This window comes from Amycolatopsis xylanica (genome assembly GCF_900107045.1).
GTDB lineage: Bacteria > Actinomycetota > Actinomycetes > Mycobacteriales > Pseudonocardiaceae > Amycolatopsis > Amycolatopsis xylanica.
In genome coordinates, this window is record NZ_FNON01000002.1 from 440,008 (window position 1) to 465,412 (window position 25,405).

General features: G+C 68.6%; 30 protein-coding genes. 16 read left to right on the top strand and 14 right to left on the bottom strand.

Annotated elements, in window-relative coordinates; all coding sequences use genetic code 11:
- Positions 1–24: 24 nt before the first annotated feature.
- Positions 25–336, top strand: coding sequence for an ArsR/SmtB family transcription factor (locus tag BLV57_RS09705; protein WP_091288307.1), 312 nt, complete (start codon positions 25–27; stop codon positions 334–336).
- Between the two features lie 117 nt (positions 337–453).
- Here BLV57_RS09705 and BLV57_RS09710 read toward each other — a convergent pair whose 3' ends face one another.
- Together BLV57_RS09710 and BLV57_RS09715 are read right to left on the bottom strand one after the other, a co-directional pair.
- Positions 454–1,173, bottom strand: a complete 720-nt coding sequence (locus tag BLV57_RS09710) for a Fic family protein (protein WP_091288308.1) — start codon at positions 1,171–1,173, stop codon at positions 454–456.
- Positions 1,170–1,664, bottom strand: coding sequence for a phosphoribosyltransferase (locus BLV57_RS09715; RefSeq protein WP_091289059.1), 495 nt, complete (start codon positions 1,662–1,664; stop codon positions 1,170–1,172). Before BLV57_RS09715 ends, BLV57_RS09710 begins: the two co-directional genes overlap by 4 nt.
- A 92-nt stretch (positions 1,665–1,756) precedes the next feature.
- Between BLV57_RS09715 and BLV57_RS09720 the strand changes: the two genes are divergently transcribed.
- The 4 genes from BLV57_RS09720 (at position 1,757) to BLV57_RS09735 (ending at position 5,855) form a co-directional block, all read left to right on the top strand.
- The gene (locus tag BLV57_RS09720) at positions 1,757–2,332 is read left to right on the top strand and encodes a GNAT family N-acetyltransferase (RefSeq protein WP_091288309.1); all 576 of its coding nucleotides are present in this window, start codon (positions 1,757–1,759) and stop codon (positions 2,330–2,332) included.
- Between the two features lie 101 nt (positions 2,333–2,433).
- Complete coding sequence (acs, locus tag BLV57_RS09725) at positions 2,434–4,404, top strand: acetate--CoA ligase (protein WP_091288310.1); 1,971 nt, start codon at positions 2,434–2,436, stop codon at positions 4,402–4,404.
- 118 nt (positions 4,405–4,522) lie between these two features.
- Positions 4,523–4,981: a DUF6319 family protein gene (locus BLV57_RS09730; RefSeq protein WP_091288311.1), complete on the top strand. Its 459-nt coding sequence runs from the start codon at positions 4,523–4,525 to the stop codon at positions 4,979–4,981.
- 154 nt (positions 4,982–5,135) lie between these two features.
- Entirely contained in the window at positions 5,136–5,855 is a 720-nt protein-coding gene (locus BLV57_RS09735; RefSeq protein ID WP_091288312.1) for a VIT1/CCC1 transporter family protein, read from the top strand.
- Here BLV57_RS09735 and BLV57_RS09740 read toward each other — a convergent pair.
- The gene (locus BLV57_RS09740; RefSeq protein WP_091288313.1) at positions 5,852–7,309 is read right to left on the bottom strand and encodes a peptide MFS transporter; all 1,458 of its coding nucleotides are present in this window, start codon (positions 7,307–7,309) and stop codon (positions 5,852–5,854) included. The genes BLV57_RS09735 and BLV57_RS09740 overlap by 4 nt on opposite strands.
- Before the next feature lie 167 nt (positions 7,310–7,476).
- Between BLV57_RS09740 and nhaA the strand changes: the two genes are divergently transcribed.
- The 4 genes from nhaA (at position 7,477) to BLV57_RS09760 (ending at position 11,405) form a co-directional block, all read left to right on the top strand.
- Positions 7,477–8,658 (top strand): Na+/H+ antiporter NhaA, encoded by a 1,182-nt coding sequence (gene nhaA / locus BLV57_RS09745; RefSeq protein WP_091288314.1) that lies wholly within the window; start codon positions 7,477–7,479, stop codon positions 8,656–8,658.
- A gap of 139 nt (positions 8,659–8,797) precedes the next feature.
- Positions 8,798–9,898 (top strand): S1 family peptidase, encoded by a 1,101-nt coding sequence (locus tag BLV57_RS09750; protein ID WP_091288315.1) that lies wholly within the window; start codon positions 8,798–8,800, stop codon positions 9,896–9,898.
- Between the two features lie 87 nt (positions 9,899–9,985).
- On the top strand, positions 9,986–10,456 hold the full coding sequence (locus BLV57_RS09755; RefSeq protein WP_091288316.1) for a phage holin family protein: 471 nt from the start codon (positions 9,986–9,988) through the stop codon (positions 10,454–10,456).
- A 7-nt stretch (positions 10,457–10,463) separates the two neighbouring features.
- Complete coding sequence (locus tag BLV57_RS09760; RefSeq protein ID WP_091288317.1) at positions 10,464–11,405, top strand: alpha/beta fold hydrolase; 942 nt, start codon at positions 10,464–10,466, stop codon at positions 11,403–11,405.
- Positions 11,406–11,453: 48 nt separating this feature from the next.
- Here BLV57_RS09760 and BLV57_RS09765 read toward each other — a convergent pair whose 3' ends face one another.
- From BLV57_RS09765 to nth, 4 genes are read right to left on the bottom strand one after another with little or no spacing between them, the layout of a single operon-like run.
- A complete protein-coding gene (locus tag BLV57_RS09765; RefSeq protein WP_091288318.1) occupies positions 11,454–12,638 on the bottom strand; it encodes a MarP family serine protease in 1,185 nt (394 codons plus the stop codon).
- Positions 12,639–12,650: 12 nt separating this feature from the next.
- On the bottom strand, positions 12,651–13,331 hold the full coding sequence (locus tag BLV57_RS09770; RefSeq protein WP_091288319.1) for an NUDIX hydrolase: 681 nt from the start codon (positions 13,329–13,331) through the stop codon (positions 12,651–12,653).
- Entirely contained in the window at positions 13,328–13,918 is a 591-nt protein-coding gene (locus tag BLV57_RS09775; protein WP_091288320.1) for a TlpA family protein disulfide reductase, read from the bottom strand. Before BLV57_RS09775 ends, BLV57_RS09770 begins: the two co-directional genes overlap by 4 nt.
- Positions 13,915–14,685: an endonuclease III gene (gene nth, locus BLV57_RS09780; RefSeq protein ID WP_218134715.1), complete on the bottom strand. Its 771-nt coding sequence runs from the start codon at positions 14,683–14,685 to the stop codon at positions 13,915–13,917. The genes BLV57_RS09775 and nth overlap by 4 nt, the downstream gene beginning before the upstream one ends.
- Before the next feature lie 124 nt (positions 14,686–14,809).
- Between nth and BLV57_RS09785 the strand changes: the two genes are divergently transcribed.
- From BLV57_RS09785 to dnaN, 4 genes are all read left to right on the top strand, one after another.
- On the top strand, positions 14,810–15,061 hold the full coding sequence (locus BLV57_RS09785; RefSeq protein WP_091288321.1) for a hypothetical protein: 252 nt from the start codon (positions 14,810–14,812) through the stop codon (positions 15,059–15,061).
- Between the two features lie 155 nt (positions 15,062–15,216).
- Entirely contained in the window at positions 15,217–15,891 is a 675-nt protein-coding gene (locus BLV57_RS09790) for a Crp/Fnr family transcriptional regulator (RefSeq protein ID WP_091288322.1), read from the top strand.
- Positions 15,892–16,338: 447 nt separating this feature from the next.
- Positions 16,339–17,601: an MFS transporter gene (locus BLV57_RS09795; RefSeq protein WP_091288323.1), complete on the top strand. Its 1,263-nt coding sequence runs from the start codon at positions 16,339–16,341 to the stop codon at positions 17,599–17,601.
- A 9-nt stretch (positions 17,602–17,610) separates the two neighbouring features.
- A complete protein-coding gene (gene dnaN, locus BLV57_RS09800) occupies positions 17,611–18,699 on the top strand; it encodes a DNA polymerase III subunit beta (protein ID WP_091288324.1) in 1,089 nt (362 codons plus the stop codon).
- A 65-nt stretch (positions 18,700–18,764) separates the two neighbouring features.
- Here the strand turns inward: dnaN and BLV57_RS09805 are convergent, their stop codons facing one another.
- The 7 genes from BLV57_RS09805 to sp36 all read right to left on the bottom strand — a co-directional run bounded on the left by BLV57_RS09805 (position 18,765) and on the right by sp36 (position 23,015).
- A complete protein-coding gene (locus tag BLV57_RS09805; protein ID WP_091288325.1) occupies positions 18,765–19,031 on the bottom strand; it encodes a glutaredoxin family protein in 267 nt (88 codons plus the stop codon).
- On the bottom strand, positions 19,028–19,819 hold the full coding sequence (locus BLV57_RS09810) for an MBL fold metallo-hydrolase (RefSeq protein ID WP_245757243.1): 792 nt from the start codon (positions 19,817–19,819) through the stop codon (positions 19,028–19,030). The genes BLV57_RS09805 and BLV57_RS09810 overlap by 4 nt, the downstream gene beginning before the upstream one ends.
- A complete protein-coding gene (locus BLV57_RS09815; protein WP_176968596.1) occupies positions 19,816–20,526 on the bottom strand; it encodes an NUDIX hydrolase in 711 nt (236 codons plus the stop codon). The genes BLV57_RS09810 and BLV57_RS09815 overlap by 4 nt, the downstream gene beginning before the upstream one ends.
- 97 nt (positions 20,527–20,623) lie before the next feature.
- Positions 20,624–21,721, bottom strand: a complete 1,098-nt coding sequence (locus BLV57_RS09820) for a hypothetical protein (protein WP_091288326.1) — start codon at positions 21,719–21,721, stop codon at positions 20,624–20,626.
- Positions 21,722–21,756: 35 nt separating this feature from the next.
- Positions 21,757–22,386: a hypothetical protein gene (locus BLV57_RS09825; protein ID WP_091288327.1), complete on the bottom strand. Its 630-nt coding sequence runs from the start codon at positions 22,384–22,386 to the stop codon at positions 21,757–21,759.
- The gene (locus BLV57_RS09830; protein WP_091288328.1) at positions 22,386–22,841 is read right to left on the bottom strand and encodes a RidA family protein; all 456 of its coding nucleotides are present in this window, start codon (positions 22,839–22,841) and stop codon (positions 22,386–22,388) included. Before BLV57_RS09830 ends, BLV57_RS09825 begins: the two co-directional genes overlap by 1 nt.
- Positions 22,842–22,856: 15 nt before the next feature.
- Positions 22,857–23,015 (bottom strand): Sp36 family protein, encoded by a 159-nt coding sequence (sp36, locus tag BLV57_RS09835; RefSeq protein ID WP_091288329.1) that lies wholly within the window; start codon positions 23,013–23,015, stop codon positions 22,857–22,859.
- A 159-nt stretch (positions 23,016–23,174) separates the two neighbouring features.
- On the opposite strand from sp36, the gene BLV57_RS09840 reads away from it, so the two are divergent.
- From BLV57_RS09840 to BLV57_RS09850, 3 genes are all read left to right on the top strand, one after another.
- Entirely contained in the window at positions 23,175–24,032 is an 858-nt protein-coding gene (locus tag BLV57_RS09840; protein ID WP_091288330.1) for an esterase/lipase family protein, read from the top strand.
- A 65-nt stretch (positions 24,033–24,097) separates the two neighbouring features.
- Positions 24,098–25,024 carry an esterase/lipase family protein gene (locus BLV57_RS09845; RefSeq protein ID WP_091288331.1) on the top strand — a complete coding sequence of 309 codons (927 nt, stop codon included), beginning with the start codon at positions 24,098–24,100 and terminating at the stop codon, positions 25,022–25,024.
- A 131-nt stretch (positions 25,025–25,155) separates the two neighbouring features.
- A complete protein-coding gene (locus tag BLV57_RS09850) occupies positions 25,156–25,404 on the top strand; it encodes a hypothetical protein (protein WP_091288332.1) in 249 nt (82 codons plus the stop codon).
- Position 25,405 lies beyond the last annotated feature (1 nt).

Consider the following 25,405-nt stretch of genomic DNA (forward strand, 5'->3'; position numbering starts at 1 on the left):
TTGTCAAACAATCTAAGGAGCTTCGTGGCCAGGACGTTGCCGCAGCCGCCCCGCGAGGCGCTGGAGATCGTGACGCTACTTCAGGCCTTGGCCGACCCGGTGCGCCTGGAACTGGTCCGCGCACTGCGTGACGGGGATGGCCCGTGCCCGTGCGGGCTGGAGGCGTACGACGTCGACATCAGCGCGCCGACGCTGTCCCACCACTGGCGCGTCCTGCGCGAGGCCGGCGTGACCACGACGTTCACCGAGGGGCGGAAGCGCTGGGTCGAGCTGCGGACCGAGGACGTGCACGCCCGGTTCCCCGGCCTCCTCGACGCGATCCTGACCCGCCCATGAAAGCCCGAAAGCCACTTTCGTCAGATGCGACCTGCCGAAAGCGACTTTCGGGCTATCACACCTGACGAACGCCCCTTTCGGGGTTCACTGGGCCCAAAGTCACTTTCGGGACCGGGGTCAGCCGGCGGCGTCGGAGATGCTGCGGGCCTCCTTGGCGCCGCTTTCGATTGCCTCGCAAGAGAAAAGGAGCCACTCGCTGATGCCGTCGGGTGCGCCGGAGGCGAACGCCGAGGCGGCCGCGTGGTACTTGGTGATCCGGCGGAAGTAGGCGACCTCGGGCACCGTCAGCGCCTTCGGGTCGAGGCCGGTCGCGATCATCGAAAGGCGGGCCGCCGCGCGGGCGACCACGCCGTCGGCGGAGCCGAAAGGCTTGAGCGCCAACAGTTCCCCGTGCACGACGGCCGACAGCACGGCGCCGGGGACCGAGGTCGCGCCCGTGATCAACTGCGCGAGCAACTCCAGCCGCGGGCCCGCTCCGGAGACGGGACGGCCCAGCGAATCCTGATCGGACACCAGGTCAGCCGCGGCCAGCAAGTGCAAGCGGGCCAACGCTTGCAACGGCGCGCGCCGCCAAGTCGGCAGGATGGACTCGAGCGCTTCCGCCACTCGCAAAGCGCCGGCCAGCACCGGATCGCTCACGACGTCCGAGACGTCCAGCGAAGCGCCTTCGATGCCCGCCGAGGAACGGGCCGCGCGCACGGAGGCTTCCGAGGCGGTCGCCGAGCCGTCGCGCAGGTTGGCCGGCAGGCGGTGGACGGCGAAAACCGCGTCCTGGGCCGATTTCACGGCGGCGGCGACGTCGTCGAGCGCGAGCAGTGGTGCCAAGGGGTCGCTCACGCGTCGAGCACCTGACCCTCGCGCTTGACGACTGGCGGCAGCACCGACCACGGGAAGTTGATCCACTTGTCCGTGTACTTCCAGACGTACTCGCACTTCACCTCGGACCGCGGCTTTTCGTAGACCACCGCGCAGCGGACCTCCGCGACGTGGTCGGCGCAGAAGTCGCGCACCAGCTTCAGGGTGGCGCCCGTGTCGGCGACGTCGTCGGCCACGAGCACGGTCGCTCCAGTGAGGTCGACGGCGTTGGGCACCGGCGGGAGCATGACCGGAAGGTCGAGGCGCTCGTCGACGCCGGTGTAGAACTCGACGTTCATCACGTGCAGGTTCTTGACGTCCAGCGCGTACCCGAGCGAGCCCGCCACGAACAGGCCGCCGCGGGCGATGGACAGGATCAGGTCCGGCTCGAACCCGTCGTCGGCGATGGCCTGCGCGAGGTCTCGGCTCGCCGTGCCGAACAAATCCCAGGTGAGCTCTTCCCGATCCGTCATGCCGCTGAGCATAGGCAACGCCGAAGTGGACTCTTGAAATGCTTCGAAATTGGCCATACAAGGCAGCCACATCACCGCTTACCGTCAAGATCATGACCTGGTTCGATCGGCCGACCCTGCGCGGCAAGCACGTCCATCTGGAACCGCTCACCCCCGAGCATGCCGAAGGCCTGCACAAGACGACCGCCGATCCGGCGATCTTCACCTGGCTGAGCATCCGCCAACCCCAGGACGTCGCCGAGACCGCGAAGCTCATCGACTCCATCCTGAGCCAGCCGGGCAGGCTCGCCTGGGCGCAGATCGACGCGCGCACCGGCGAGGTCGCCGGGACCACCTCGTACTACAACATCGATTCCACTCACCGGAATCTCAACATCGGCTACACCTGGATCGGCCGCGACTGGCAGCGCACCGCGCTCAACACCGAGGCGAAACTCCTTTTGCTCCAACGGGCTTTCGACGACCTGAAGGCCAACCGCGTCGCATGGGAGACCGACATCCGCAACGAACGCTCGCAGCGGGCGATCGAACGCCTCGGCGCACAAAGGGAAGGAGTGCTGCGAGCACACCGCGTACGCCCCGACGGCACGCTGCGCGACACCGTCGTCTACTCGCTGACCGGACCAGAATGGCCAGCGGTCCGTAGCTCCCTGACCTCAAGGGTGTGAAACCCGGGCGCAACGGCGCTGCAACCTTTTACTTCGCGTCGTAACGTCGATAGCGTGCCCACGGGCGTGAAGACACGCGAATATTCAGGAGGCATCGCACCATGACCGAGCAGTCGCCGGCGCTGGACAACCTGCTCACGGAGAGCCGGACCTTCCCACCGAACGAGAACTTCAGCGCGCAGGCGAATGCCAAGGCGGATCTGTATGCCGAAGCGGACGCCGACCGCGAGGGGTTCTGGGCGGCGCAGGCGGAGCGGCTCTCGTGGGACACCAAGTGGTCCCAGGTATTGGACTGGACCAATGCGCCGTTCGCGAAGTGGTTCGTCGGCGGCAAGCTGAACGTCGCGTACAACTGCGTCGACCGCCACGTCGAGAGCGGCCACGGCGACCAGATCGCGATCCACTGGGTCGGCGAGCCGGGCGACAGCCGCGACATCACCTACGCGGAGCTGAAGGACGAGGTCTCCAAGGCCGCCAACGGCCTCGCGTCCATCGGCGTCGGCGCGGGTGACCGCGTCGCCATCCAGTGCCCGATGATCCCCGAGGCGATCGTCGCGATGCTCGCCTGCGCGCGGATCGGCGCGCTGCACTCCGTGGTGTTCGGCGGCTTCTCCCCGACCGCGCTGCGGTCCCGCGTGGACGATCAGGAGGCGAAGGTCGTCATCACCTCCGACGGCCAGTACCGCCGCGGCAAGGCCGCCCCGATGAAGGTCAACGTCGACGAGGCGCTCGAAGGCGCCGAGTCGGTCGAGAAGGTGCTCGTCATCCGCCGCACCGGCGACGAGATCCCGCTCATCGAGGGCCGCGACCTGTGGTGGCACGAGCTCGTCGACGGCCAGTCCGCCGAGCACACCCCCGAGGCGTTCGACTCCGAGCACCCGCTCTTCATCCTCTACACCTCCGGCACCACCGGAAAGCCCAAGGGCATCCTGCACACCTCAGGCGGTTACCTGACGCAGGCGGCGTACACGCACCACAACGTCTTCGACCACAAGGCCGGCGAAGACGTTTACTGGTGCACCGCCGACATCGGCTGGATCACCGGGCACAGCTACATCGTGTACGGCCCGCTCGCCAACCGCACCACGCAGGTCGTCTACGAAGGCACGCCGAACACCCCGCACGAGGGACGGCACTGGGAGATCATCCAGAAGTACAAGGTCTCCATCTACTACACCGCGCCCACGCTGATCCGCACGTTCATGAAGTGGGGCAACGAGATCCCGCAGAAGTACGACATCTCGTCGCTGCGCGTGCTCGGCAGCGTCGGCGAGCCGATCAACCCCGAGGCGTGGATCTGGTACCGGGAGAACATCGGCGCGGGCCAGGCCCCGATCGTCGACACCTGGTGGCAGACCGAGACCGGCGGCATCATGATCTCGCCGCTGCCAGGCGTCACCAGCACCAAGCCGGGTTCGGCGCAGCGCGCGCTGCCGGGCATCTCCGCGAAGATCGTCGACGACCAGGCGAACGAGGTCGGCAAGGGCGGCGGCGGGTACCTGGTGCTCGACAAGCCGTGGCCGGGCATGCTGCGCGGCATCTGGGGCGACGAGGCCCGTTTCAAGGAGACGTACTGGTCCCGGTTCGCCGAGCAGGGCTACTACTTCGCCGGTGACGGCGCCAAGTACGACGCCGACGGCGACATCTGGCTGCTGGGCCGCGTCGACGACGTGATGAACGTGTCCGGGCACCGCATCTCGACCACCGAGGTCGAGTCGGCGCTGGTCTCGCACCCGACGGTCGCCGAGGCCGCGGTCGTCGGCGCCACCGACCCGACCACCGGGCAGGGCATCGTCGCGTTCGTCATCCTGCGCGGCAACGCGGTCGACGGTGGTGACGCGGCCGTGCAGGAGCTGCGCAACCACGTCGCCAAGGAGATCGGCCCGATCGCCAAGCCGCGCCAGATCCTGGTCGTCCAGGAGCTGCCGAAGACCCGGTCCGGCAAGATCATGCGCCGCCTGCTGCGCGACGTGGCCGAGAACCGCGCGGTCGGCGACGTCACCACGCTGGCCGACTCCTCGGTCATGGACCTGATCTCGTCCGGCCTGAAGTCCGGCAAGTCGGAGGAGTAGCGGCCGGGATAAAGCCCGCTTTATCCCACAGGCACCCCCCACCGCGCGCGAGTCGAACGCTTGTTCTAGACTGCGCGCGGCACCACCACCATTTCCGGGCAAGGAGACGACACCGACGATGACCGTGGACACCTTGACGCAAGAGGAAACGGCGACCGCACCGGAGACGGACTCGGCACCGCAGGCCACCACCACGCCTGAGGAGACCACCCCGGCACCGGCGCCCGCTCCCAGCGAGACCGAGGAGCCCGCCGAAGACGCCAAGCCCAAGCGCGGCCGTCCCAAGGCAGCCACGACCGCCAAGAAGACCCGCACGGTCGAGCTGACGCTCACCGTCACCGGCACCGCCGACGGCAACTGGCAGGCCGAGCTCAAGCACGGCAGCAAGTGGGTCGCCCAGGGCCTCGACATCCCCGCGGCCGCCGTCTCGCGTGCGGCCAAGGAGCTGCACGTGGAGCTGTCCGGCCCGATCGACGAGGTGATCAACGCCGCCCGCGAAGCGCAGGCCGCGAAGGTCGCCGAGCTCGAGGCGCAGCTGGAGCAGGCGAAGCAGGCGCTCGCCGAGCTCGACGCGTAAGACTTTTCCCCCGCCGGGGCGGATGCCGAGTAACAGCGGCACCCGCCCCGGCTTTTTTTCGTACTTAGGATAGGCATTCTTGAATGAGGATTGCCTGCCTTTACCGAAAAGGCGAACGTTCGCCGCCACAAGCATTCCGTGTTTCACTTGAGACGTGACCGAAACCGTTGACGCCAAGCACGAGCACGAGCCGCACGAGAACATCGGCGGCAAGCTGAACTGGTTGCGTGCCGGGGTTCTCGGCGCCAACGACGGCATCGTGTCGGTGGCGGGCATCGTGGTAGGTGTCGCGGGCGCGACCACCGACAGCACCACCATTCTCACCGCCGGAATCGCGGGTCTGGTCGCGGGCGCGCTTTCCATGGCGGGCGGCGAGTACGTCTCCGTGAGCACGCAGCGCGATACCGAACAGGCATTGCTACGCAAGGAGAAAATCGAACTCAAGACGATGCCGGAAGCCGAAGAACGGGAACTGGCGGAAATCTACGAGGACAAGGGCCTCTCACCACAACTGGCCTCAGAGGTCGCCCGTGAACTGACCGAGAACGACGCGCTGCAGGCGCACGCCGAAGCCGAACTCGGCATCGATCCCGGCAATCTGACCAGCCCGTGGCAGGCGGCTTGGGCGTCCTTGGTGGCGTTCACGGTCGGCGCGCTGCTGCCGCTCATCGCGATCGCGCTGCCGCCGGTGTCCTGGCGGGTCTGGGCTTGCGCGGCCGCGGTCGTCGTCGGCCTCGCGCTGACCGGGTTGATCAGCGCGAGGCTCGGCGACGCCGACGTCCGCAGGGCGATCATCCGCAACGTCGGCGTCGGTGCGCTGACGATGCTCGTGACCTACTACGTCGGGGTGATCTTCGGGACCACAGTCGGTTAATGGATGCCCGACATCATCTTGCGGATGGCGGGGGTGAGCACGACCAGCAGCACACCGAGCGCGATCGCCACGCCACCGGAGATGCCGAAGTACGCGGTCTCGTTCGCCGCCGAGTAGAACTTCGCCAGCGAACCGGAAAGCGCCGTGCCCAGCGAGATCGAGAGGAAGTTCAGCGCGACCATCTGCGTGCGGAACGCCTCGGGAGCCAGCTTGGTCGACAGCGAGAGCCCGACCGGGGACAACATCAGCTCGGCGATCGTGATGATGAACAGGATGCCGACCATCGCCAGCAGCGGGGTGCTGTTCGGGCCGCCGCCGGTGAGCGGCAGGAACGACAGGAAGCCGAGCCCGACCAGCCCGACACCGAGCGCGAACTTGATCGGCGAGGACGGCTGCCGCGAGTTCAGCTTGACCCAGACCAGCGCGACGATCGGCGCGAAGATCAGGATGAACACCGAGTTGATCGAGTTGACCCACGAAACGGGCATGACCCAGCCGAACAGGTTCCGGTCGAGCCGCTCGTCGGTGTAGATCGAGATCACGGTGAACTGCTGCTGGAACAGCGCGAAGAACGCCGCGCTGGCGACGAACATCGGCACGAACGAGAACACCCGCGTGCGTTCGAGCGCGGTGATCTTCTTGCTGGTGAGGATCAGCGCGAAGTACGCCACCGAGGCGACGATGACGATGCCGACCGTGACATTGGACAGGTTCTCCGCGGTGACCAGCCCGGTCAGCACGGCCACGACGATGACCACCACGAGCACCACGCCGACGCCCAGCGCCAGCATCCGCTGCGAACTCGGCAGCGGGTTGGGCACCTCGGTCGCCTTGGTGCCGAGGTTCTTGCGGCCGAGCCAGTACTGGGTGAGCCCGGCGGCCATGCCGATCGCGGCGAGCCCGAAGCCGACGTGGAAGCCGATCTCCTTCTGCACGAGCCCGGTGATCAGCGGCCCGGCGAACCCGCCGAGGTTGACGCCCATGTAGAAGATGGTGAAGCCGGCGTCGCGCCGCTCGTCGTTCTCGCCGTACAGCGTGCCGACGATCGTCGTCGCGTTCGCCTTCAGCCCGCCACTGCCGAGCGCGACGCACACCAGGCCGACGCCGATGCCGGTCAAGCCTGGCAGCACCGCGAGCGAGATGTGACCGGCCATGATCAGGATGGCGCTGTAGAACAGGGTGCGTTCGGAGCCGAGCAGCCGGTCGGCGATCCACGCGCCGACGATGGCCGAGAGGTAGACCAGCCCACCGTACGCGCCGACGATGCTGACCGCGGTGGTCTTCGGCAACGCCAAGCCACCCTCGGCGACCTGGTAGTAGAGGTAGATCGGCAGGATGCCGAGCATCCCGTAGAAGGAGAAGCGCTCCCACATCTCCACGCCGAACAGATTCGCCAGCCCTCGTGGGTGCCCGAAGAACCTGCGGTCCAGTTCAACCTCGGTAGAGGTATTCACGTGCTCGTCCGTCCTCGTGATCAGACTTCGTTGTCGATTGGCATGGTAGGGGGACTCTTGGGCAGGCACTACCGTCCGGTCAACGGGAGGTCCGCGTTAAAATCAAGTCAAGGTGCGCCGGGAAGTCTGGTCGGCAACAGTGATCGTCGACCCCTGGAGCCGCGCCCGTGACCTCACCAGCCAAGGATTTCGCCCGCTACCTGCGCACCGAGACGACCGGTGGGCTGATCTTGCTCGCCGCGACCGCGCTCGCGCTGCTGTGGGCCAATTCGCCTTGGGGTGATCTCTATCGCACCTTCCGCGACACCGAGCTCGGGCCGCATTTCCTGCACCTGAACCTCACCTTGGGCGATTGGGCGCAGGACGGGCTGCTCGCGCTGTTCTTCTTCGTGGCCGGGCTGGAGCTCAAGCGCGAGCTCGTGGTCGGCGAGCTGTCGAAGTTCAAGCAGGCCGTGCTGCCGGTGCTCGCCGCGCTCGGCGGGATGATCGTGCCCGCGGCGCTCGCGGTCACGATCGCCTGGGGCCACCCGGACATGGGCCAGGCCTGGGCGATCCCGGTCGCCACGGACATCGCTTTCGCGCTCGGCGTGCTCGCGCTGACCGCGTCCAACCTGCCGAGCAGCGCGCGGGTGTTCCTGCTCTCGCTGGCCGTCGTCGACGACCTCGGCGCGATCATCGTCATCGCGGTGCTGTTCACCGCGCGATTCGACCTGGTCGCGGCCGGGATCGCGGTTGCGGCGCTCGCGCTCTACGCCTATTTGCAGCACAAGCGGGTGCGGACGGCCTGGCTGTACGTGCCGCTCGCGCTGATCACCTGGGTCGCGGTGCACTCGTCGGGCATCCACGCGACGATCGCCGGGGTCGCGCTCGGCCTGCTGACGCGGGTCCGCCCCGACGAAGGCGAAGCCGAAGCGCCCGCGATCCGGCTCGAACACCGGCTGCAGCCGTGGTCGGCGGCCGTGGCCGTGCCGGTGTTCGCGTTGTTCTCGGCCGGGATCAAGGTCAACGGCGCCTCGCTCGGTGAGGTGTTCACGACCGCGCTGCCCCTCGCGGTGATGATCGGGCTCGTCGTCGGGAAGTTCGTGGGGATCCTGGGCGCGAGCATGCTCGCGGTCCGGTTGAAGATCGCCGAGAAGCCACGTGACGTCGGCTGGCGTGATCTCGCCGCGCTGGCCTTGCTCGGCGGTGTCGGGTTCACGGTGAGCCTGCTGATCGCGGACCTGGCGTTGCCAGCCGAGACCGCGGAACTCGCGAAGACGGCCGTCCTGATCGCTTCCGGTGTCGCGTCGCTCGGCGCCGCCGCGGTGCTGCTGCGGCGCAATCGGGCGCACGCGCAAGACATTCCTTGACATGAAGCGGTCCCTTCGGGTCAGTGACTGACCTCTTCGGGACAGCTATCGGCCCGGCACTGGACGCACTGTGTCCTGGAACACACACTCGGTGCCAGCGCGCGCTTTCTCCCTCCCTGCTGATTCAAGGAGAAAAGTGATGGCTCATAGAGCTTTCCTCATGCTGGGCGCGGCACTGTTGACCATGTCCTCGCTGTCCGGCGTCGCGGCGGCACAAGAACTCTCACCCGGGCTCACCGACGCGATGCAGCGTGATCTAGGCCTGACCGAACACCAGGCGCGAGCCCGCGTCGCACAGGAGTCGGCGGCGATCCGGGTGCTACCGGCCGCACAGCAGGCCGCGGGGGCCGCGTTCGGCGGCGCCTGGTTCGACCCGGCGAGCGGCAAGCTCGTCGTGGGTCTCACCGACGAGGGCAAGGCGGGCGCCGTCAGGGCGACCGGCGCCGAAACGGCCACCTCGAAGGTCAGCGCGGCGGCTTTGGACACCGCCAAAACCAAGATCGACGCGCTCAAGGCGCCCGCTGGCGTGAGCAGCTGGCGCAGCGACCCGCGTTCCGGCTCGGTCGTGATCACCGTCAACAACCGCGACACCGCCGCCGAGAAGTTCATCGAGACCGCGAAGCAGGCGGGGCCGGTCACGGTCGTCCAAGGCGAAGCGCCGCGGACGTTCTCGGCGGGCACCGTGGGCGGCGACCCGTACTACATCAACGGCAACACCCGCTGTTCCATCGGTTTCTCGGTCCAAGGCGGCTTCGTCAGCGCGGGGCACTGCGGCGGCACGGGCAGCTCGACCGTCGGCTGGGACGGCTCGTACATGGGCAGCTTCGCGGGCTCGTCGTTCCCCGGCAACGACTACTCGTTCATCCGCATCACCAACGGCTGGTGGCCGGCACCGGTCGTGCTCGGCTGGGGCACGGTGTCCGACGCGCTCGTGCGCGGGTCGTGGGTGGCGCCGGTCGGCACCTCGGTGTGCCGGTCCGGTTCGACGACGCACTGGCACTGCGGCGCGGTGCGCGGGCTGAACGAGACCGTGAACTACAGCCAGGGCGCCGTCTACGGGATGACCAAGACCAGCGTGTGCGCCGAACCCGGCGACTCCGGTGGCTCGTTCATCACCGGTGACCAGGCACAAGGCGTCACCTCCGGCGGCTGGGGCAACTGCTCCGGTGGTGGTGAGACCTGGTTCCAGCCGGTCAACGAGATCCTGCAGACCTATGGGCTGGCACTCGTGACGGCTTGATCGCGGCGGTCGTGTCCGGCGCCCCGGCGCCGGACACGACGGTCACAATCCGCTCCCGGCGAGCCACGGAAACTCGCACGTGGCACGATGACCACCGTGAGCAGCCAGGAACAGCAACTCAACGTGCCGTACCTCCCGCTGTCGAAGGAAGAGGACACGGCGGCCGGCGGTCAGTCGATCGGCAAACTGGTCAGCGACGCGACACAGCATGTGTCGACGCTGGTCCGCGCCGAGGTCGAACTCGCCAAGACCGAGGTCGTGCGTGAGGCCAAGAAGGCCGTCAAGGGCGCGGTCTTCTTCATCATCGCGCTGGCGGTGCTGCTGTACAGCTCCTTCTTCTTCTTTTTCTTCCTCGGCGAGCTGCTCTCGGAGTGGCTGCAGCGCTGGGCCGCGTACGGCATCGTGTTCCTGCTGATGCTGGTGGTCGCCGGGCTCTTCGGCTGGCTGGGCTATCTCAAGGTCCGCAAGATCAAGGCGCCGGAGCGCACGCTCGCCAGCGTCAAGGAGACGGCCGCGGCACTGAAGCCGCAGCACGCCGAAGACGAACCCGCCGCCTGACCCGGCGGTGTCGGCACCGGACCCGTCCACCGTCCGGCTCGACGGACCCTGGACGCATCGCGACGTCTCGGCGAACGGCATCCGCCTGCACGTGGCGGAACTCGGCTCCGGACCTGCCGTGCTCCTGCTGCACGGCTTCGGTGAGTTCTGGTGGACCTGGCATCACCAGCTCAAGGCTCTGGCCGAAGCGGGTTATCGTGCCATCGCCGTCGACCTGCGTGGCTACGGCGACTCCGACAAACCCCCGCGCGGCTATGACGCGTGGACGCTCGCAGGCGATGTCGCGGGCCTGATCAGGGCGCTGGGCGTCCGGCGCGCGCATCTGGCCGGGCACGCTTGGGGCGGGATGCTCGCGCTGACCGCCGCCGCGCTGCATCCCCGTGTCGCCTCGTCGGTGAGCCTGCTCGGCTCCGCGCATCCGCTGGCGCTGAAATCCTCGGTCACGGGGACCCTGTTGCACCGCAGGCGCACCAACCAGGCGCGCGCGGTCGCGCACCTGTTCCGGTTCCAGATCCCGATGTCGCCCGAACGCGGCCTCGTCCGCGACGACGCACTCGCCATCGAGACGCTCATGCGCGCCTGGTCCGGTCCTGAGTGGACGGAGACGGCCGATTTCACCGAAACCGCGGCCAGGTTCCGGCGGGCGATGCTCGTGCCCGGTGTCGCGCACAGCGCGCTCGAGTACTACCGCTGGGCGTTCCGCGCGCAGTTCCGCGGCGAGGGCAAGCGGTTCGCCGACGCCGTCGGCACCCGGATCGCGGCGCCGGTGCTGCAGGTGCACGGCTCGGCCGACCGCTGCGTGCTGCCGGAGACCGCCTACGCGTCGACACCGTGGTTCGGCCCGCACACCGCGTTGAAGCCCTGGGCGGGCATCGGGCACTTCCCACATCTGGAAGCCCCGGCCCGTACCAGCGACGCGCTACTCGAGTTCCTCAAGGACCTGGGATAAAGCGGGCTTTATCCCAGACTGGAGTAAAGCCCGCTTTATCCCGTTTCACTAAGCCGCGCAGGAGCCGGTGCTGACCTGGGCTGTCTGCGACGGCGCCGCCGCGATCTCCGCGCGGACCTGGTTCGCGGTCAGCGTGAAGCCGGTGTCGGGGTCTTCCACGGCCGCGCCGAACACGACCCCGATGACCTGGCCCTGCGGGTCGATCATCGGACCGCCGGAGTTGCCGCTGCGGATACCGGCCCGCACGGTGAACACGTCGCGCTGCACGGTGTTGGCCTCGTAGATGTCCGGCCCGCGCAGGTTGATCCGCCCGCGGACGCGCGCCGGCGTCGCGGTGTACGGCCCGTCCAGCGGATAGCCCAGCACGATCGCGCTGTCGCCCGCCTTCGCCTGGTCCGGCGCGAGCGGCAGCGGCGGCGCCTCGAACCTCGGCGTCGACAGGACCGCGATGTCGACCTCCGGGTTGAAGTAGACGACCTTCGCCGGGAACTTGCCCTTGGTGGTCTCGATCCAGGTCTCGTCGGTGCCCGCGACCACGTGCGCGTTGGTCATCACGCGATGCGGGGAGATGACGAACCCGCTGCCCTCGAGCGCGCGCGAGCACGACGGCGCGTTGCCGCGGATCTTGACCACGCTCGGGTGCACGTCCTGGACCACGGCGCTGGCCTGCAGCGCGGTGTCCGGCGGCTCGGTGTCCGGGGTCTCGGTGCGCTGGAACGGGTCCACAATGGACGGGAAGCCGGACGCGTCGAGCAGTTTGCGCAACTGGCTCGGGAAGCCCTGCGCGGCCGACGGCATCACGTCGTTGACGCCGCCGAGCACGGCGGAGCCGTTGATCGCCTTCGCCAAGCCTGGCAGACCGGAGACCGTGGTCAGCGGGGTCGCGATGAGCCACGCGATCACGAACACGACCGCCGCCTGAACGATCGCGCCCAGCGATTTGTCCAAACCGGACAGTTTCTCGGGGTTGATCTTCTGCCGCAGCCGCCGCCCGGCCCACACCCCGAGCGTCTCACCGAGCGCGACCAGGAAGACCACGGTGGCCACGGCGAACGCGACCTTCGCCGCCGGGTGCGTGAACAGCTCCACGACCAGCGGGGCGAGCTTGATCCCCGCGATCGCGCCGAGTATCACGCCCAGCAGCGACGGCAGGGCGATGATCACGCCTTGGAATGCGCCGGATACGGCCGCCAGCACCGCCAGCAGCAGAACCACCACATCAGCCCAGTTCAACGCGGGTAACTCCTAGGTCTTCGGTTTGAACAAAGCTACGTCAAGGTCGCGGACGTCGGTGCGGTCCCAGTCCCGCTCCCAGCCGGCCAGCGAGAGCAGCACCGACAGCAGGCCCGCGGTGAAGCCCCACACGAACAGCCCGCCGACGTCGAAAGCCGGGCCCTTCCAGCCGCCACCCGGCCGCCGCACCTGATACCGGTTGGCCGGGTCGACGAGATCGGCGATCGGGATTCTGGCCACGGCCGCGGTCTCCGCCGGATCGACGGCGTGCACCGGGGACGGAGTCTCCCAGTAGGCGAGCACGGGCGTGACGGCGAACCCGGAGACGGGCACGAAGAGCTCGGGCAGTACGGCGACCGGGCGCACGCCGGACGGCAGCACGCCGGTCTCCTCCTCGGCCTCGCGCAGCGCGGTGCCGACGGGTCCGTCGTCACCTTCGTCCACGCCTCCGCCGGGAAACGCGACCTGGCCGGCGTGCGAGCCGAGGGTGTCCGCGCGGCGCAGCAGCAGCACGTCGGGACCGTTGGCGCCCTCGCCGAACAGGATCAGCACGGCCGCGGCACGCGCGTACTCGTCGGTGGGCACGGTGAACCGGGTGAACGTCTTCTGGTCGAGCTCACCGCTGATCTTGACCAGCGGCCGTAGCCATTCCGGCACCGAATCGGCGTCGACGAGCGGTCCCACCTCGGTCATCGGGCCCCTTCCACCTTTTCGACGGCTGCGCGCACCTGGTCAGTGTTGTCGAAGACCCGTGGGTTCTCGATGAACCGGACCTCGCCACCGGCGGTGACCAGGTACGAAGCGGGCAGCGACGGCGGCGTCTTCAACGCCTTGCGCACCTGGGAGCCGCCGTCGAACACCGACGGAAGGTGGACGCCCAAGGTGGCGAAAAGTTCCAAGCCGTCGGCGGCCTTGCTCTCGACCTGCACCCCGAGCACCCGCACGGCGCCGGGCTCGGCGGCGTACTTGGCCAGCACCGGCAGCTCGGTCTTGCAGGGCTCGCACCAGGTCGCCCAGAGGTTGACCAGCGCCGGCTTGCCGCCGAACGCGGTGCCGAGGTCGACCTTCGCGCCGTCACCGAGGCATTCGACGCTCACCCCGCGCAGTTGCGGGACATCGCCGCCGGCGGGCGGGCAAGCGGCCAGCGCGGCCTTCGCGCGCGCCGCGGTCAGGTCTTCGGAGTTCTTCGCGGACGAACCGGTGTCACGCGGCAGCAGTGCGACGATCAGCGCCACCGCCAGCACGGCGACGCCGAGTGCCCACTTGGTGACCGCGGTCAAGACTGCGTCACCATCGCCAGCAGATGATCGCGTTCCGGGCCCTTGACCAGCTTCGCCGCCTCTTCGAAGCCGGTCGGCCCCGTCCCGAACGACGGGCACATCTTCGCGAGCGGGCAGGCGCCGCAGGCGGGCTTGCGCGCGTGGCAGACGCGGCGGCCGTGGAAGATCGTCCGGTGCGAGAGCATCGTCCACTCCTTGCGGGGGATCAGCTCGCCGACCGCGTGCTCGACCTTGACCGGGTCCTCCAGGTCGGTCCAGCCCCAGCGGCGGACCAGCCGCCCGAAGTGGGTGTCGACGGTGATCCCCGGCACACCGAACGCGTCACCCAGCACCACATTGGCCGTTTTCCGGCCGACGCCGGGCAACGTGACCAGGTCTTCGAGCTTGCCGGGCACCTCGCCGTCGAAGCGTTCCACCAGCGCCGCGCCCAGCCCCATCACCGAGTTCGCCTTCGCGCGGTAGAAACCGGTCGAGCGCAGGTACTCCTCGAGCTCGGCGCGGTCGGCGCCCGCGTAGTCGGCGGCCGTGCGATAGCGCGCGAACAGTGCGGGAGTCACCATGTTGACCCGCACATCGGTGGTTTGCGCCGACAGCACAACGGCTACCAGTAGTTCGAGCGGGGTCGTGAAGTCCAGCTCGCAATGCGCGTCCGGATATGCGTCGTCGAGGCAACGCTTGATACGGCGTGCGCGTCTTACCAAAGCCAGCCGAGATTCACCGTCTACGGAAAGAGCCTTCCGGGGGGCGTTATTCGCGGCTGGGGGCACCCCGATAGCCTACGGGCGCCTTCGGACGAGCCGGTGGGAGCATCACACCGGTCGACGGCCGACACGCCACAACGACGTCGGGTGGCGCATAGATCAGGCCGCTTTGAGCGAGGATCTGGAGTCGATGACAGTCTGGTTCGTAATACTCGTACCGCTGGTGATCATGTTCTTCGCGCTGTTCATGGAGCGCGTGGAGAGCCGCCTGCGCCATGTCGCGGTGCAGGAAAACGAAGTCGAGGAGTTCCTGGAGCAGGCCCAGCCCAACGAGGTCAAGGCGCTGTACGGGCACGGAATCGGCCGCGCGCTGGAGCTGTTCCGGCTGCGCAGGCTCGGCGGACGGGCGGCCAAGCTGCGCACCCGTCGCGCGCGGGACTAGGCTCTGCCGACGGGCGAGATCATCTAGGCGGACGCCGGTAACCCCGGCGCGCCGACGGGCGGTCTCGCGCGCACGCCCTAGACTGCAGAAAAGTGATCGGCGACACGCTCCCGGTGATCGGGAACGAAGTCGCTTCTCGACGAGGAGGCACCGAGGTGGACGAAACCCTGGCCCGCGCGGGCATCTTCCAGGGTGTTGAGCCGGCAGCGGCGGAGGCGCTGGCTCAGACCTTGGAGCATGTCGAATTCCCGCGCGGACACGTGATCTTCAATGAGGGCGAGCCCGGCGACCGGCTGTACATCATCCAGTCGGGCAAGGTGAAGATCGGGCGCAAGTCGCCGGACGGCCGCGAGAACCTGCTGGGGATCTTCGGGCCCTCGGACATGTTCGGCGAACTGTCCATTTTCGACCCCGGACCTCGCACTTCGAGCGCCACCACGGTGACCGAGGTGCGCGCGGTGACGATGGACCGTCCCGCGCTGCGGCAGTGGATCTCCACCCGCCCTGAGATCGCCGAGCAGTTACTGCGCGTGGTCGCTCGCAGGCTGCGCCGGACGAACAACATGGTCGCCGAGCTGATCTTCACCGACGTGCCAGGCCGGGTCGCCCGCGCGCTGCTCACGCTGGCCCAGCGCTTCGGCAGCCAGGAAGCCGGTCTGCTCCGGGTCACGCACGACCTGACCCAGGAAGAGATCGCCCAGTACGTCGGCGCCTCGCGTGAGACCGTCAACAAGGCGCTCGCCGACTTCGCGCACCGCGGCTGGCTGCGGCTCGAAGGCAAGAGTGTGCTGATCCTGGACCCGGAGCGGCTCGCCCGCCGGGCCCGCTAGCCCAGACATAACGAAGGGCCGGGCGCCACCCCCGACGTGGCGCACCGGCCCTTCGCTGTGCGCGGACCATCCCCCGACGCTCCGCGCTCCCCGCCCTCCGGACCTAAGGCCCCGACCCGTGTGCCGGAGGGAGTTTGCGTGTTGTCGTACAACCATCGCATGGCCCCTACCCAAGAATTCAAGGCCATTCACTCTCAAGGACGCCCTCGGGTGCCTTTTGTTGCGCAAGTTCACCCAGAATCAGCATGACGTTATGAAACTGAGATGAACTGCCCTTGTGAGACCTGCGACACACCTTCCAACGATCGGGTCCGGGGTTTCATTCCACCGGTTACCGGCTTGTTATCCAAGCTCTCGCGCACCCCACATGAGCTGCGCGGACATGGTGACGCACCTGACCATCAAATAACTGGTACCGGCGTACCACAGTGAGGCATACTGGTACGCATGTCCCACTCCGCGTCCGAATCCCGTGCCACCCTCGCCGACTACCGCACCGCGCTGACCGCCCCCGGCTCGCGTGGTCCTGTCATCGCGTCGTTGCTGGCGCGCCTGCCGATCGCCATGGTCGGCATCTCCGCGCTGCTCTACGTGCAGCGCGAGACGGGTTCGTTCGCGACCGCCGGGCTGATCTCGGCGGCCATGCTGATCGGTGTCGCGCTCGGCGCGGTGCTGCAGGGCAGGCTGATCGACCGCTTCGGCCCGACGAAACCGCTGCTCGTCACGGTGGCCGTGTTCACCGTGGGCATCACGGCGCTCGTGTTCGCCATCGAAGCACGGATGCCGACCTGGCTCCTCCTCATTCCCGCCGCGATCGCGGGCATGGCCGAGCCGAGCGTCGGCTCCGCGTCGCGAGCGCTGTGGACGCGGCTGCTGCCGCCGGGACCCGCGCGCAACGCGGCGTTCTCCTACGAGGCCATCAGCATGGAGGTCTTCTTCGTGCTCGGACCGGGTTTCGCCGGTCTGCTGGTGGCGGCGCCGTGGGCGGGCACCGGCATGATCATCGGTTCCGGCGTCCAGGTGCTCGGCACGATCCTGTTCGCGCTGAGCCCCAAGGTACGTAGCTGGAAGGCGGCCGAGAAGACGCACCGCAGCATGCTCGGCGCGCTCGCCAGCCCCGGTATGCGCACGCTCGCGCTGGCGGTGCTGGGCTTCGGCATCGTGATCGGCTTCGTCGAGGTCGCGGTCCCGGCGTCGGCGACGCTCGCCGGCTTCCCCGCCATGGGTGGCCTGCTGCTTTCGGCCTGGTCGATCAGCTCGGTCGCGTTCGGTGTCGCGTACAGCATGCGGCCGTTCCCGACCCCGATCGGCCAGCGGCTGCCGGTGCTGCTCGGCGTGTTCGCCGTGCTGGTGGCGCTGCTCGCGCTGCCGTCGAACCTCTGGACGCTGGCGATCGGCATGCTGTTCGCGGGCGCGCTGATCACCCCGCAGTCCGCGACGCACTCGACGATGATCGAGGTCGTGGCGCCGAAGGGCACCGCGGCCGAGGCGTTCGGCTGGGTGCTGACCGCGGTGACGCTGGGCCTGGCGTTCGGCCAGTCGATCAGCGGCTACCTGGTCGAGCACCACGGGCCGGGCTCGGCGTTCCTCGCTGCCGGTGTCGCGGGCCTGCTCGTCGCGGGCGCGCTGTGGAAGTTGCGCGGCACGGTCCGGCCGTTCGGGCCCCAGGTCACGGCCTCGGAGACCGAACTTGTCGGTGCTGCCGCCTAACTTGGTGGTATGGATCTCACAGCGACCTGCCGGACGCTTTCCGAAGCCTGCACGGCGGCGGCCCGGCTGCTGCCGGTGAAGTACGGGAACGCGGTGCTCTCCGGAGTACTGCTGGAAGCCGGTGCGGCCGGGCTGACGCTCTCGGGCAACGACCACGAGCGCGCGGTCCGGCTGCACTGCGCCGCGACAACGCACACCGACGGCGCGGCGCTCGTACCCGCCGCGGCGCTGGCGGAGACGGTGCGCATGCTCGATGCGCCTCAGGTTCGCCTGGTCGTCGAGGGCTCACGGCTGGCCGTGCGCGTCCCGGGCGCACGGTTCGCCTTGCCCTTGCTGGACCGCGATCTTCATCCCGGCGCCGTCACCCCGCCGGAGAAGGTGGCGGAGGCCGACGGCTCGCTGCTGGCTCATGCGCTGCGCTCGGTCGCGGGCACGGCCTCCCGCGACGAGACGCTGCCCGTGTTCACCGGAGTTCGCCTGCGGCTGGATGGCGGACGGCTCGAGCTGGTGGCCTCGGATCGCTACCGCATGGCCGTCGCGTCGCTGCCCGTCCTGTCCGGTTCCGGACCGCTGGACGCGCTGGTTCCGGCGACCCTGCTGAGCGAGCTCGGCAAGCAGGCGAGCGGCCCGGTCGGGCTGCACGCGGACCGGAACCGCTTCGCACTGAGCTGGTCGGGCAACGTCGCGAGCACCGCCGTGCTCGACGGCGGTTTCCTGTCGGCCGAAGCCATTCCGACCGGTCAGGTGGACACGGTCCTGGAGCTGAACGCGGGCGCGCTGGCCGCGGCCGTCCGCCGGGTCGGCTTCTTCGCCGACGGCTTGCGCGCGTTGACGCTGGAGGTCGGCGACAACCAGGTCAGGCTGGCCAGCACCCATGATCAGACCGGCGAGGCCGAGGAGTTCGTGAAGGCGGACGTCTCGGGTGGCCGGACGTCGCCGTCGTTTCAGGCCAAGTACCTGCTCGACGCGTTGCAGCCGTTCGCCGACCGCGACATCCGGCTCGAGTTCCAGCCGGGCAAACGCGCGACGGTGCTCCGCGAAGTCACCCCAGGGGAGGTCGCGCTGAAATATCTCCTGATGCCGATCGTCTCCCGCTAGGCCTTACGAGCGTGGGTCGTGAGTGTTCTGACCGGTTCTAACCGGCCGGAACACTCACGACTCCACTACGAGCCGAGAAGCTCGGGCGCCTGCTTGCGGACGGCCGCCTCGATCTCGCCGAAGCTCGGGTTGACGGCGGACCAGGTCCCGACGACCACGGTCGGCACGGTCTCGTTGCCGTCGGCGATCTCACGCACGCGGGCCGCGGCGTTCGGGTCCTCCCAGATGTTGATCTCCTGCACGGGCAGGCCGCTCGCCATCAGCGGACGGCGCAGCGCGGAACAGAAACCGCACCCCGGCCGCCAGTAGAACTCGATCTTCAGGTCGCTCACGCGCCCGCCTCCGCTCGTAAGTAGTCCAGCTGCGCCTGCACACTCCACTCGGCCGGCACCCACAGCGACTGGTCGACGTCGGCGTAGACGACCTCGACGACCTGTCGCGCGGTGGCGTCGTCACCGAGCTCACGCAGTGCGGAACGCACTTGGTCGAGCCGCTGTTCCCGATGCGCCAGGTATTCCGCGACCGTGGCGCGCAGATCCGGCAGCTCAGCGCCGTGACCAGGCAGTCCGAGCACGCCTTCCGGCAGCACGTCGAGCAGTTTCCGGAGGGTGCGGAGGTAGTCGCCGAGGTCCGAGAGCACCGTGGTGCCACGGCCGAGGATGGTGTCCCCGGTCAGCATCTCGTCGCCGATCCGCAGCGAGACGGAGTCCTCCGTGTGCCCCGGCGTGTGCACGACCTCGATCTCCAGGCCCGCCGCCCGCACGATCTCGCCGTCCACGAGCGGCTCGCCGTCGCGGCACAGCTCCGCGGAGAACGCCCGCACCGGAGCGCCGACGCGGTCGGCGAGCCAGGGCGCGCCTTCGACGTGGTCGGGGTGGTGATGGGTGAGCAGGATCAACTCGATCGCGCCGAGCTTGGTCAGCTCGGTCAGATGCTCGACGTCCTCGTAGCCAGGATCGACGATCACCTTCTTGACCGCGCCCGGCGCCCGCAGCACCCAGGTGTTGGTGCCATCGAGCGTCATCGCGGACGGGTTGTTCTCGAGCAGCACCGAGGCGGTCGGCGAGACCGGGCGGAGCACTCCGTAGGCCGGGTGGGTCGGTGCGGTCGGGGAGCTCACAGTCCCTCCAAAATCACGCGGACCTTGTCGCCCTCACGGACCAGGCTGGGCATGACCTTGCTGATCTCGCGCGGCGACGCGAGCGCCTCGGCCGCGTTCTTGAACTCGCCCAGCTCGTTGAGCGTGATCCAGGTCGGCGGCATCAGCATGCGCAGGCCCTGCTCGGCGTCGGCCAGCGCTTCGGCAGGCCGCTGCCAGCCGGAACTGTCCGCTTCGGAGGTCAGCCCGTCCGCGTGCTGGCCTTCGGGCAGCACGGCGGCGAAGAAGCGGGTGTCGTAGCGGCGCGGTTCCGCGGCGGGCGTAACCCAGTTCGCCCACGGGCGCAACAGGTCCGCGCGCAAGGTCAGCCCGGCGTCGGCCAAGAAGGCCGCCAGCGACAGCTCACGGCTGACCAGCGCCTGCCGCACGTCCGCGTACTGAGCGGTGTCCTCGAGCACGGACGACTCGGTGCCCGCGAGCAGAACCCCGGACTCCTCAAAGGTTTCCCGAACCGCGGCGCACACCAGCGCACGCGCGAGAGACTCGTCACAGCCGAACCATTCGGCCCACTTCGCGGGCGCCGGACCGGCCCAGGCGACGGAAGCGTCGGCGTCACGCTTGTCGACGCCGCCACCGGGGAAGACCGTCATGCCACCCGCGAACGGCATCCCCTTGACCCGGTGCTGCAGGAAGACCTCGACGCCGCCGTCGACGTCACGCAGCAACATGACCGTCGCGGCGTCCTTGGGCGTCGCCGGTGGCCCCGAAAGATCGGGGCGCACCGGGATGTTGAAGCTCAGCGGCAGTTCCACCACCGCAACATACCTAAGCCGGCGACCAACCCTGATCGCCCGAGCGGGAAGCGCCGTTCATCCGGATGTTCGCCGCCTCGGCGCGCTCGCGCTCGGCGAGTTCGGCGTGCAGCTCACGCAGCAGCGCGCGGTCGCGCTCGCTCAGGCTCGGGTCGTCCAAGTCCAGCGCGGGCAGTTCGACGACCTCGTGCAGGCTCGGCTTGCCGGAGACGATCTCGCGGCCCTTCTCCGGATCTTCGGCCAGCGCGCGCCGCAGCTGCGCGACCTCTTCCGGGGTCAGGTCGGCAGTGCGCTCCGCCCTGGTCTCGCGTACCTGCTCCACCGGCTGGACGACCGGCACCACCGGTGTCACCGGCGCGGCCGGTGCCGCCGGTGCCACCTGGACGGGCGGTGCCGCGCGAAGGCCGTGCCTGCTCGGCGGGTCGTTCTGCTTGACCACCGGGGAGGGCTTGGACTCGAACGGCTGGAAGTCCTGACGCGTCGGGCTGCCGGTGACCCACACCGGGGTCGACGCGGTCCACGCGGCGTTCTGGTAGCCGGGCATCTTCGCGCCGGGCGGGCTGACCTCGACGACCGAGCGGATACCCGCCCGGCGCAACGCGGTGTCGACCCGGAACGCGACCGCGGGCGGGTTGCCCTCCGGTCCGATCTCGACCAGCACGATGCGCTGCGGCATCGGGCCGGGCACGCTGCCGGCAGGCGTGGTGCGCCAGACGGCGTGCACCGCGCGCACATCGGGCAGCACCTGCAGGCTGCGTTCCAAAGCCTCGGCGACGCCGAACTCGGGCCCGTTGTCGCCGGTGAAGCGGTGCGACTCGTCCCGGTCCGACTCGTCGACGACCAGGCCGTCGACGAGTGTGGCGTCCGACCTGCTCATCTCGAGGACGAGGGCCAGTTCGCGCTGCTCACCGGAGTTGACCGGGATCCGGCCCGCGATGAGCGTGCCGGTGACCAGCTCGACGGCCTCGTCGAGGTGAGCGTGCGCGATCAGCTCACGCGCTTCGGTCAGCGCGGTGTCGTCGATCCGGCCCGCGAGGGCCAGCAACAGGTTGTGCAGCCGCAGTGGCACCGAGAACCCTTCCATCGAGGAGTTCTCGTTGACCTCCACCATGCTCTGCTCCTCCCAGCTCGCTGGAGGCGCGAGCGCTAAGCGGCGACCAGCCGGTTTCCGGTGTCCACGGCGCCGACGCACACCAACTCCGAGCTCGCCAGTGCCGACTGGTGGTATTCGGGTAATTCGATGTTCGGGAGCAGGACCTCGACGCTGGGCTCTTCGTCACCCAGCACACGGAGGACACGCTGCAGCTCGCCGGTCAGCCTCGGCAGCCCGCTGAGCGCCGTGACCACCAGTACCCGCTTGGCCCCTCCCATACCGTCGGCACCACCGTGCCGCCAGCTCTGCCGAACTTCCCCGACATCCGGCCGTCCACGCAACGTCGCGTGAAGCACCACGGACACCATATCGACCGAGTTAACCCATTCGGGTGCACTCAGCGAGAATGTGTACCGGGTATCGGAGACCTCGTCTACCCCGAGCGTCGAACTGACCTGGTGCCAGTCGGCGCCGTGCGGGATGAGACCGGCGACTAACAGCCGGTACTCCGTTTGGTTCAGGTCGATCCTGTGCTTAAGCAAAGATCTTGGGAGGGTCCTGGCGAGTGTGCTCATCGCACCTTCGCCGAGCCAGTCGCGGAAGCGCCAGAGCGTCTGGTCCGGCAGCCGCCCGGCCAGCCGTACCAGCAGTTCGTGACAGGACTGCTCGATGTCCGGATCCATCAGTTCACCTCGACGATGAGCTCGACTTCCACTGGCGCGCCGATCGGCAGCTCGGCCACACCCACCGCGGACCGCGCGTGGATGCCCGCGTCGCCGAAGATCTCACCGAGGGTCTCGGACGCCCCGTTGATCACGGCGGGCTGGCCGGTGAAGCCCTCGGCGGAGGCGACGAACCCGACGACCTTGACCACGCGCGCGACGTTGTCGATGCCGACGACCGAGTCGACGGCGGCGAGCGCGTTCAGGATCGACAGGCGCGCGTAGTCCTTGGCCTCTTCCGGGCTGACCTCGGCGCCGACCTTGCCGGTCGCGGGCAGCTTGCCGTCGACGAACGGCAGCTGGCCTGAGGTGTACACGTACGAGCCGGATTTCACGGCGGGCACGTAGGCGGCCAGCGGCGCGGCCACGGCGGGCAGCTTGATGCCGAGTTCGGCGAGACGGGCGCTCCAGGTCATGCGATGACTCCCGGGTTACTTGGCTCGTTTGAGGTAAGCGACGTGCTGCTCACCGGTCGGGTTGGGGAGCACGGTGACGAGTTCCCAGCCGTCCTCGCCCCACTGGTCGAGAATCTGCTTGGTCGCGTGGATCAGCAGGGGGACGGTGGCGTACTCCCATTTGGTGGCGCTCATACGCGCGAGCGTAGCCAAGTCGCGGCGGGCTACGGACAGACGTTCCGGAATTCACTCTGGGTGACCGAATATCACCCACGGTCCACCCTGATGTGGCCTAGGCGGCACAGTCGATCTGGACCACTCTCGTGAGTGACGTCCTTCGACCACGGGAGATCCATGCGCCGCTCCGCACTACTTGTCGTCCTGATGCTGGTCGCCGGGTTGGCGACCGTGGCACCCGCAGGCGCCCTCTACGGGCTCAACGACTGGTCGTGCCGTCCGAGCGAAGCGCATCCCGAGCCGGTCGTGCTGGTACACGGCACGGGCGACAACAAGGACTACACCTGGCGGATGCTCGGGCCGATGCTGATCTCGCGGGGCTATTGCGCGTACTCGCTCACCTACGGCGTGCTGCCCGGCGCGCCCGTCGTCGGCGACGTGGTCGGCGGGCTGACCCCGATCGAGGACAGCGCGGCCGAGCTGAAGACGTTCATCGACCGCGTGCTCACCACCACCGGGAAGTCCAAAGTAGACATCGTCGGCTATTCGCAGGGGACACTGCTGCCGACCTACTACGCGAAATTCCTGGGCGGCGGCGGGAAAATCAACCGCTACATCAGTCTCGCTCCATTGTGGAACGGCACGAACGTCGCGGGCGCGGCGGACACGTACGCGTTGCTGCGCACGCTCGGACTCGGTTGGCTGACCAACCTGATCACCAACTGCGCGGCCTGCCCCGAAGTGCTCACCGGCTCGGACCTGCTGGCGCGCATGCAAGACGGCGGGATCTTCCTGCCGGACGTCACCTACACGAACATCGTCACCATGTACGACCAGAACATCGTGCCGTACACCAGCGGACTGGGTGAGGGCACGAACATCGTCCTGCAGGACACCTGCGTCGAGGACCACGTGAACCACGTCGGCATGCCGGTCGACCCGAACGCGCTCGGCCACGTCCTCAACGCACTCGACCCGCCGCACGCCGCGCCCGTTCCCTGCGTGCCGATGGGACCCGTCGCCCCACGTCAGTAGTGGTCTGGCACTTTCAAACGTGATGTGCTTCACTCCTACCTACTCACAAGTAGGTAGGAGTGCGCATGCGGACAGTGAAGTCCCTATCAGCCGTCATCCTGGCCACCCTGCTGGCCTTGGTCTCCACCCCGGCCGCGCGAGCCGCGTCCCTTCCCGTGCCATGGAACCTGCTGGCGGCCCTGCCCGCGCAGCTCGCCAACCCCGGCGGCCCGCCGCCCGGCGCGAATGACTGGTCCTGCCGCCCCAGCGCGGCGCACCCGAGCCCGGTCGTGCTGGTGCACGGCCTCGGCGCCAACCAGACCGTCAACTGGCAGACCTACAGCCCGCTGCTGAAGAACAACGGCTACTGCGTCTTCTCCCTCACCTACGGCGTTCCCGGTGAGCCGCTGCCCGTCTACCAACCCGGCGGCCTGGTCCGCATGGAAGACAGCGCGGCCGAGTTCTCCCGCTTCGTCGACAAGGTCCTCGACGCGACCGGCGCGGCCAAGGTGAGCATCCTCGGTCACTCCGAAGGCACCGTGATGCCCAGCTACTACGTCAAGTTCCTCGGCGGAGCGTCCAAAGTGGACAAGTACGTCGGGCTGACACCACTGTGGGACGGCACCACGCTCTACGGCCTTTCGCACCTCTACAAGTGGGGCCAGGTGCTGGTCGATCCCTTGCTCAACCCGCTCTGCGGATCCTGCGTGGAGTTCCTCCAGGGCTCGGACTTCCTGACCAAGATGAAGAGCGGCAACGGCCAGTTCCAGCCGGGCGTGGCCTACACGAACATCGTCACCCGCTACGACGAGCTGGTCATCCCGTACACGAGCGGCAAGGGCACCGGCCCCAACGTCCGCAACATCGTCCTCCAGGACACCTGCCCCCTCGACTTCGCCGAGCACGCCGGCCTCGCAGCCGACCGCAACGCGGCTGGCCACGTCCTCAACGCACTCGACCCCGCCCACCCCCGCCCCGTCCCCTGCCACCCCGCAGGCCCACTGGGCAGCTGAAAAAATCCCAATGTGGCTTTCGTCAGCTTCGAGCTGACGAAAGCCACATTGGCGGCCTGAAACCTGACCAATGCCACATTGGGATTTTTTTCCTCGGGCGGGGCGCTGGGGTGGGCCGATAGCGTGGGGGCGTGGAAGCTTGGCGGGTCGTGGCCGCGGTCGGGTGGGGTGTCGTCGGGGTGCCCCTCGTGCTCATCGTGATGGCCAAGGTCAGGGACCGGACCGGCAGCTCGGGGCAGGTCGCGATCGGCGGGGCGATCGGCGTGACCGTGCTGATCCTCACGGCTGTGCTGATGCTCACCGTGCTGCCAGGGGTGCTGACCTGGGTCATCGTCGCGGTGGCCGCCGCTGCGGTCAGCGTCATGATGCTCGCGAGCTGAT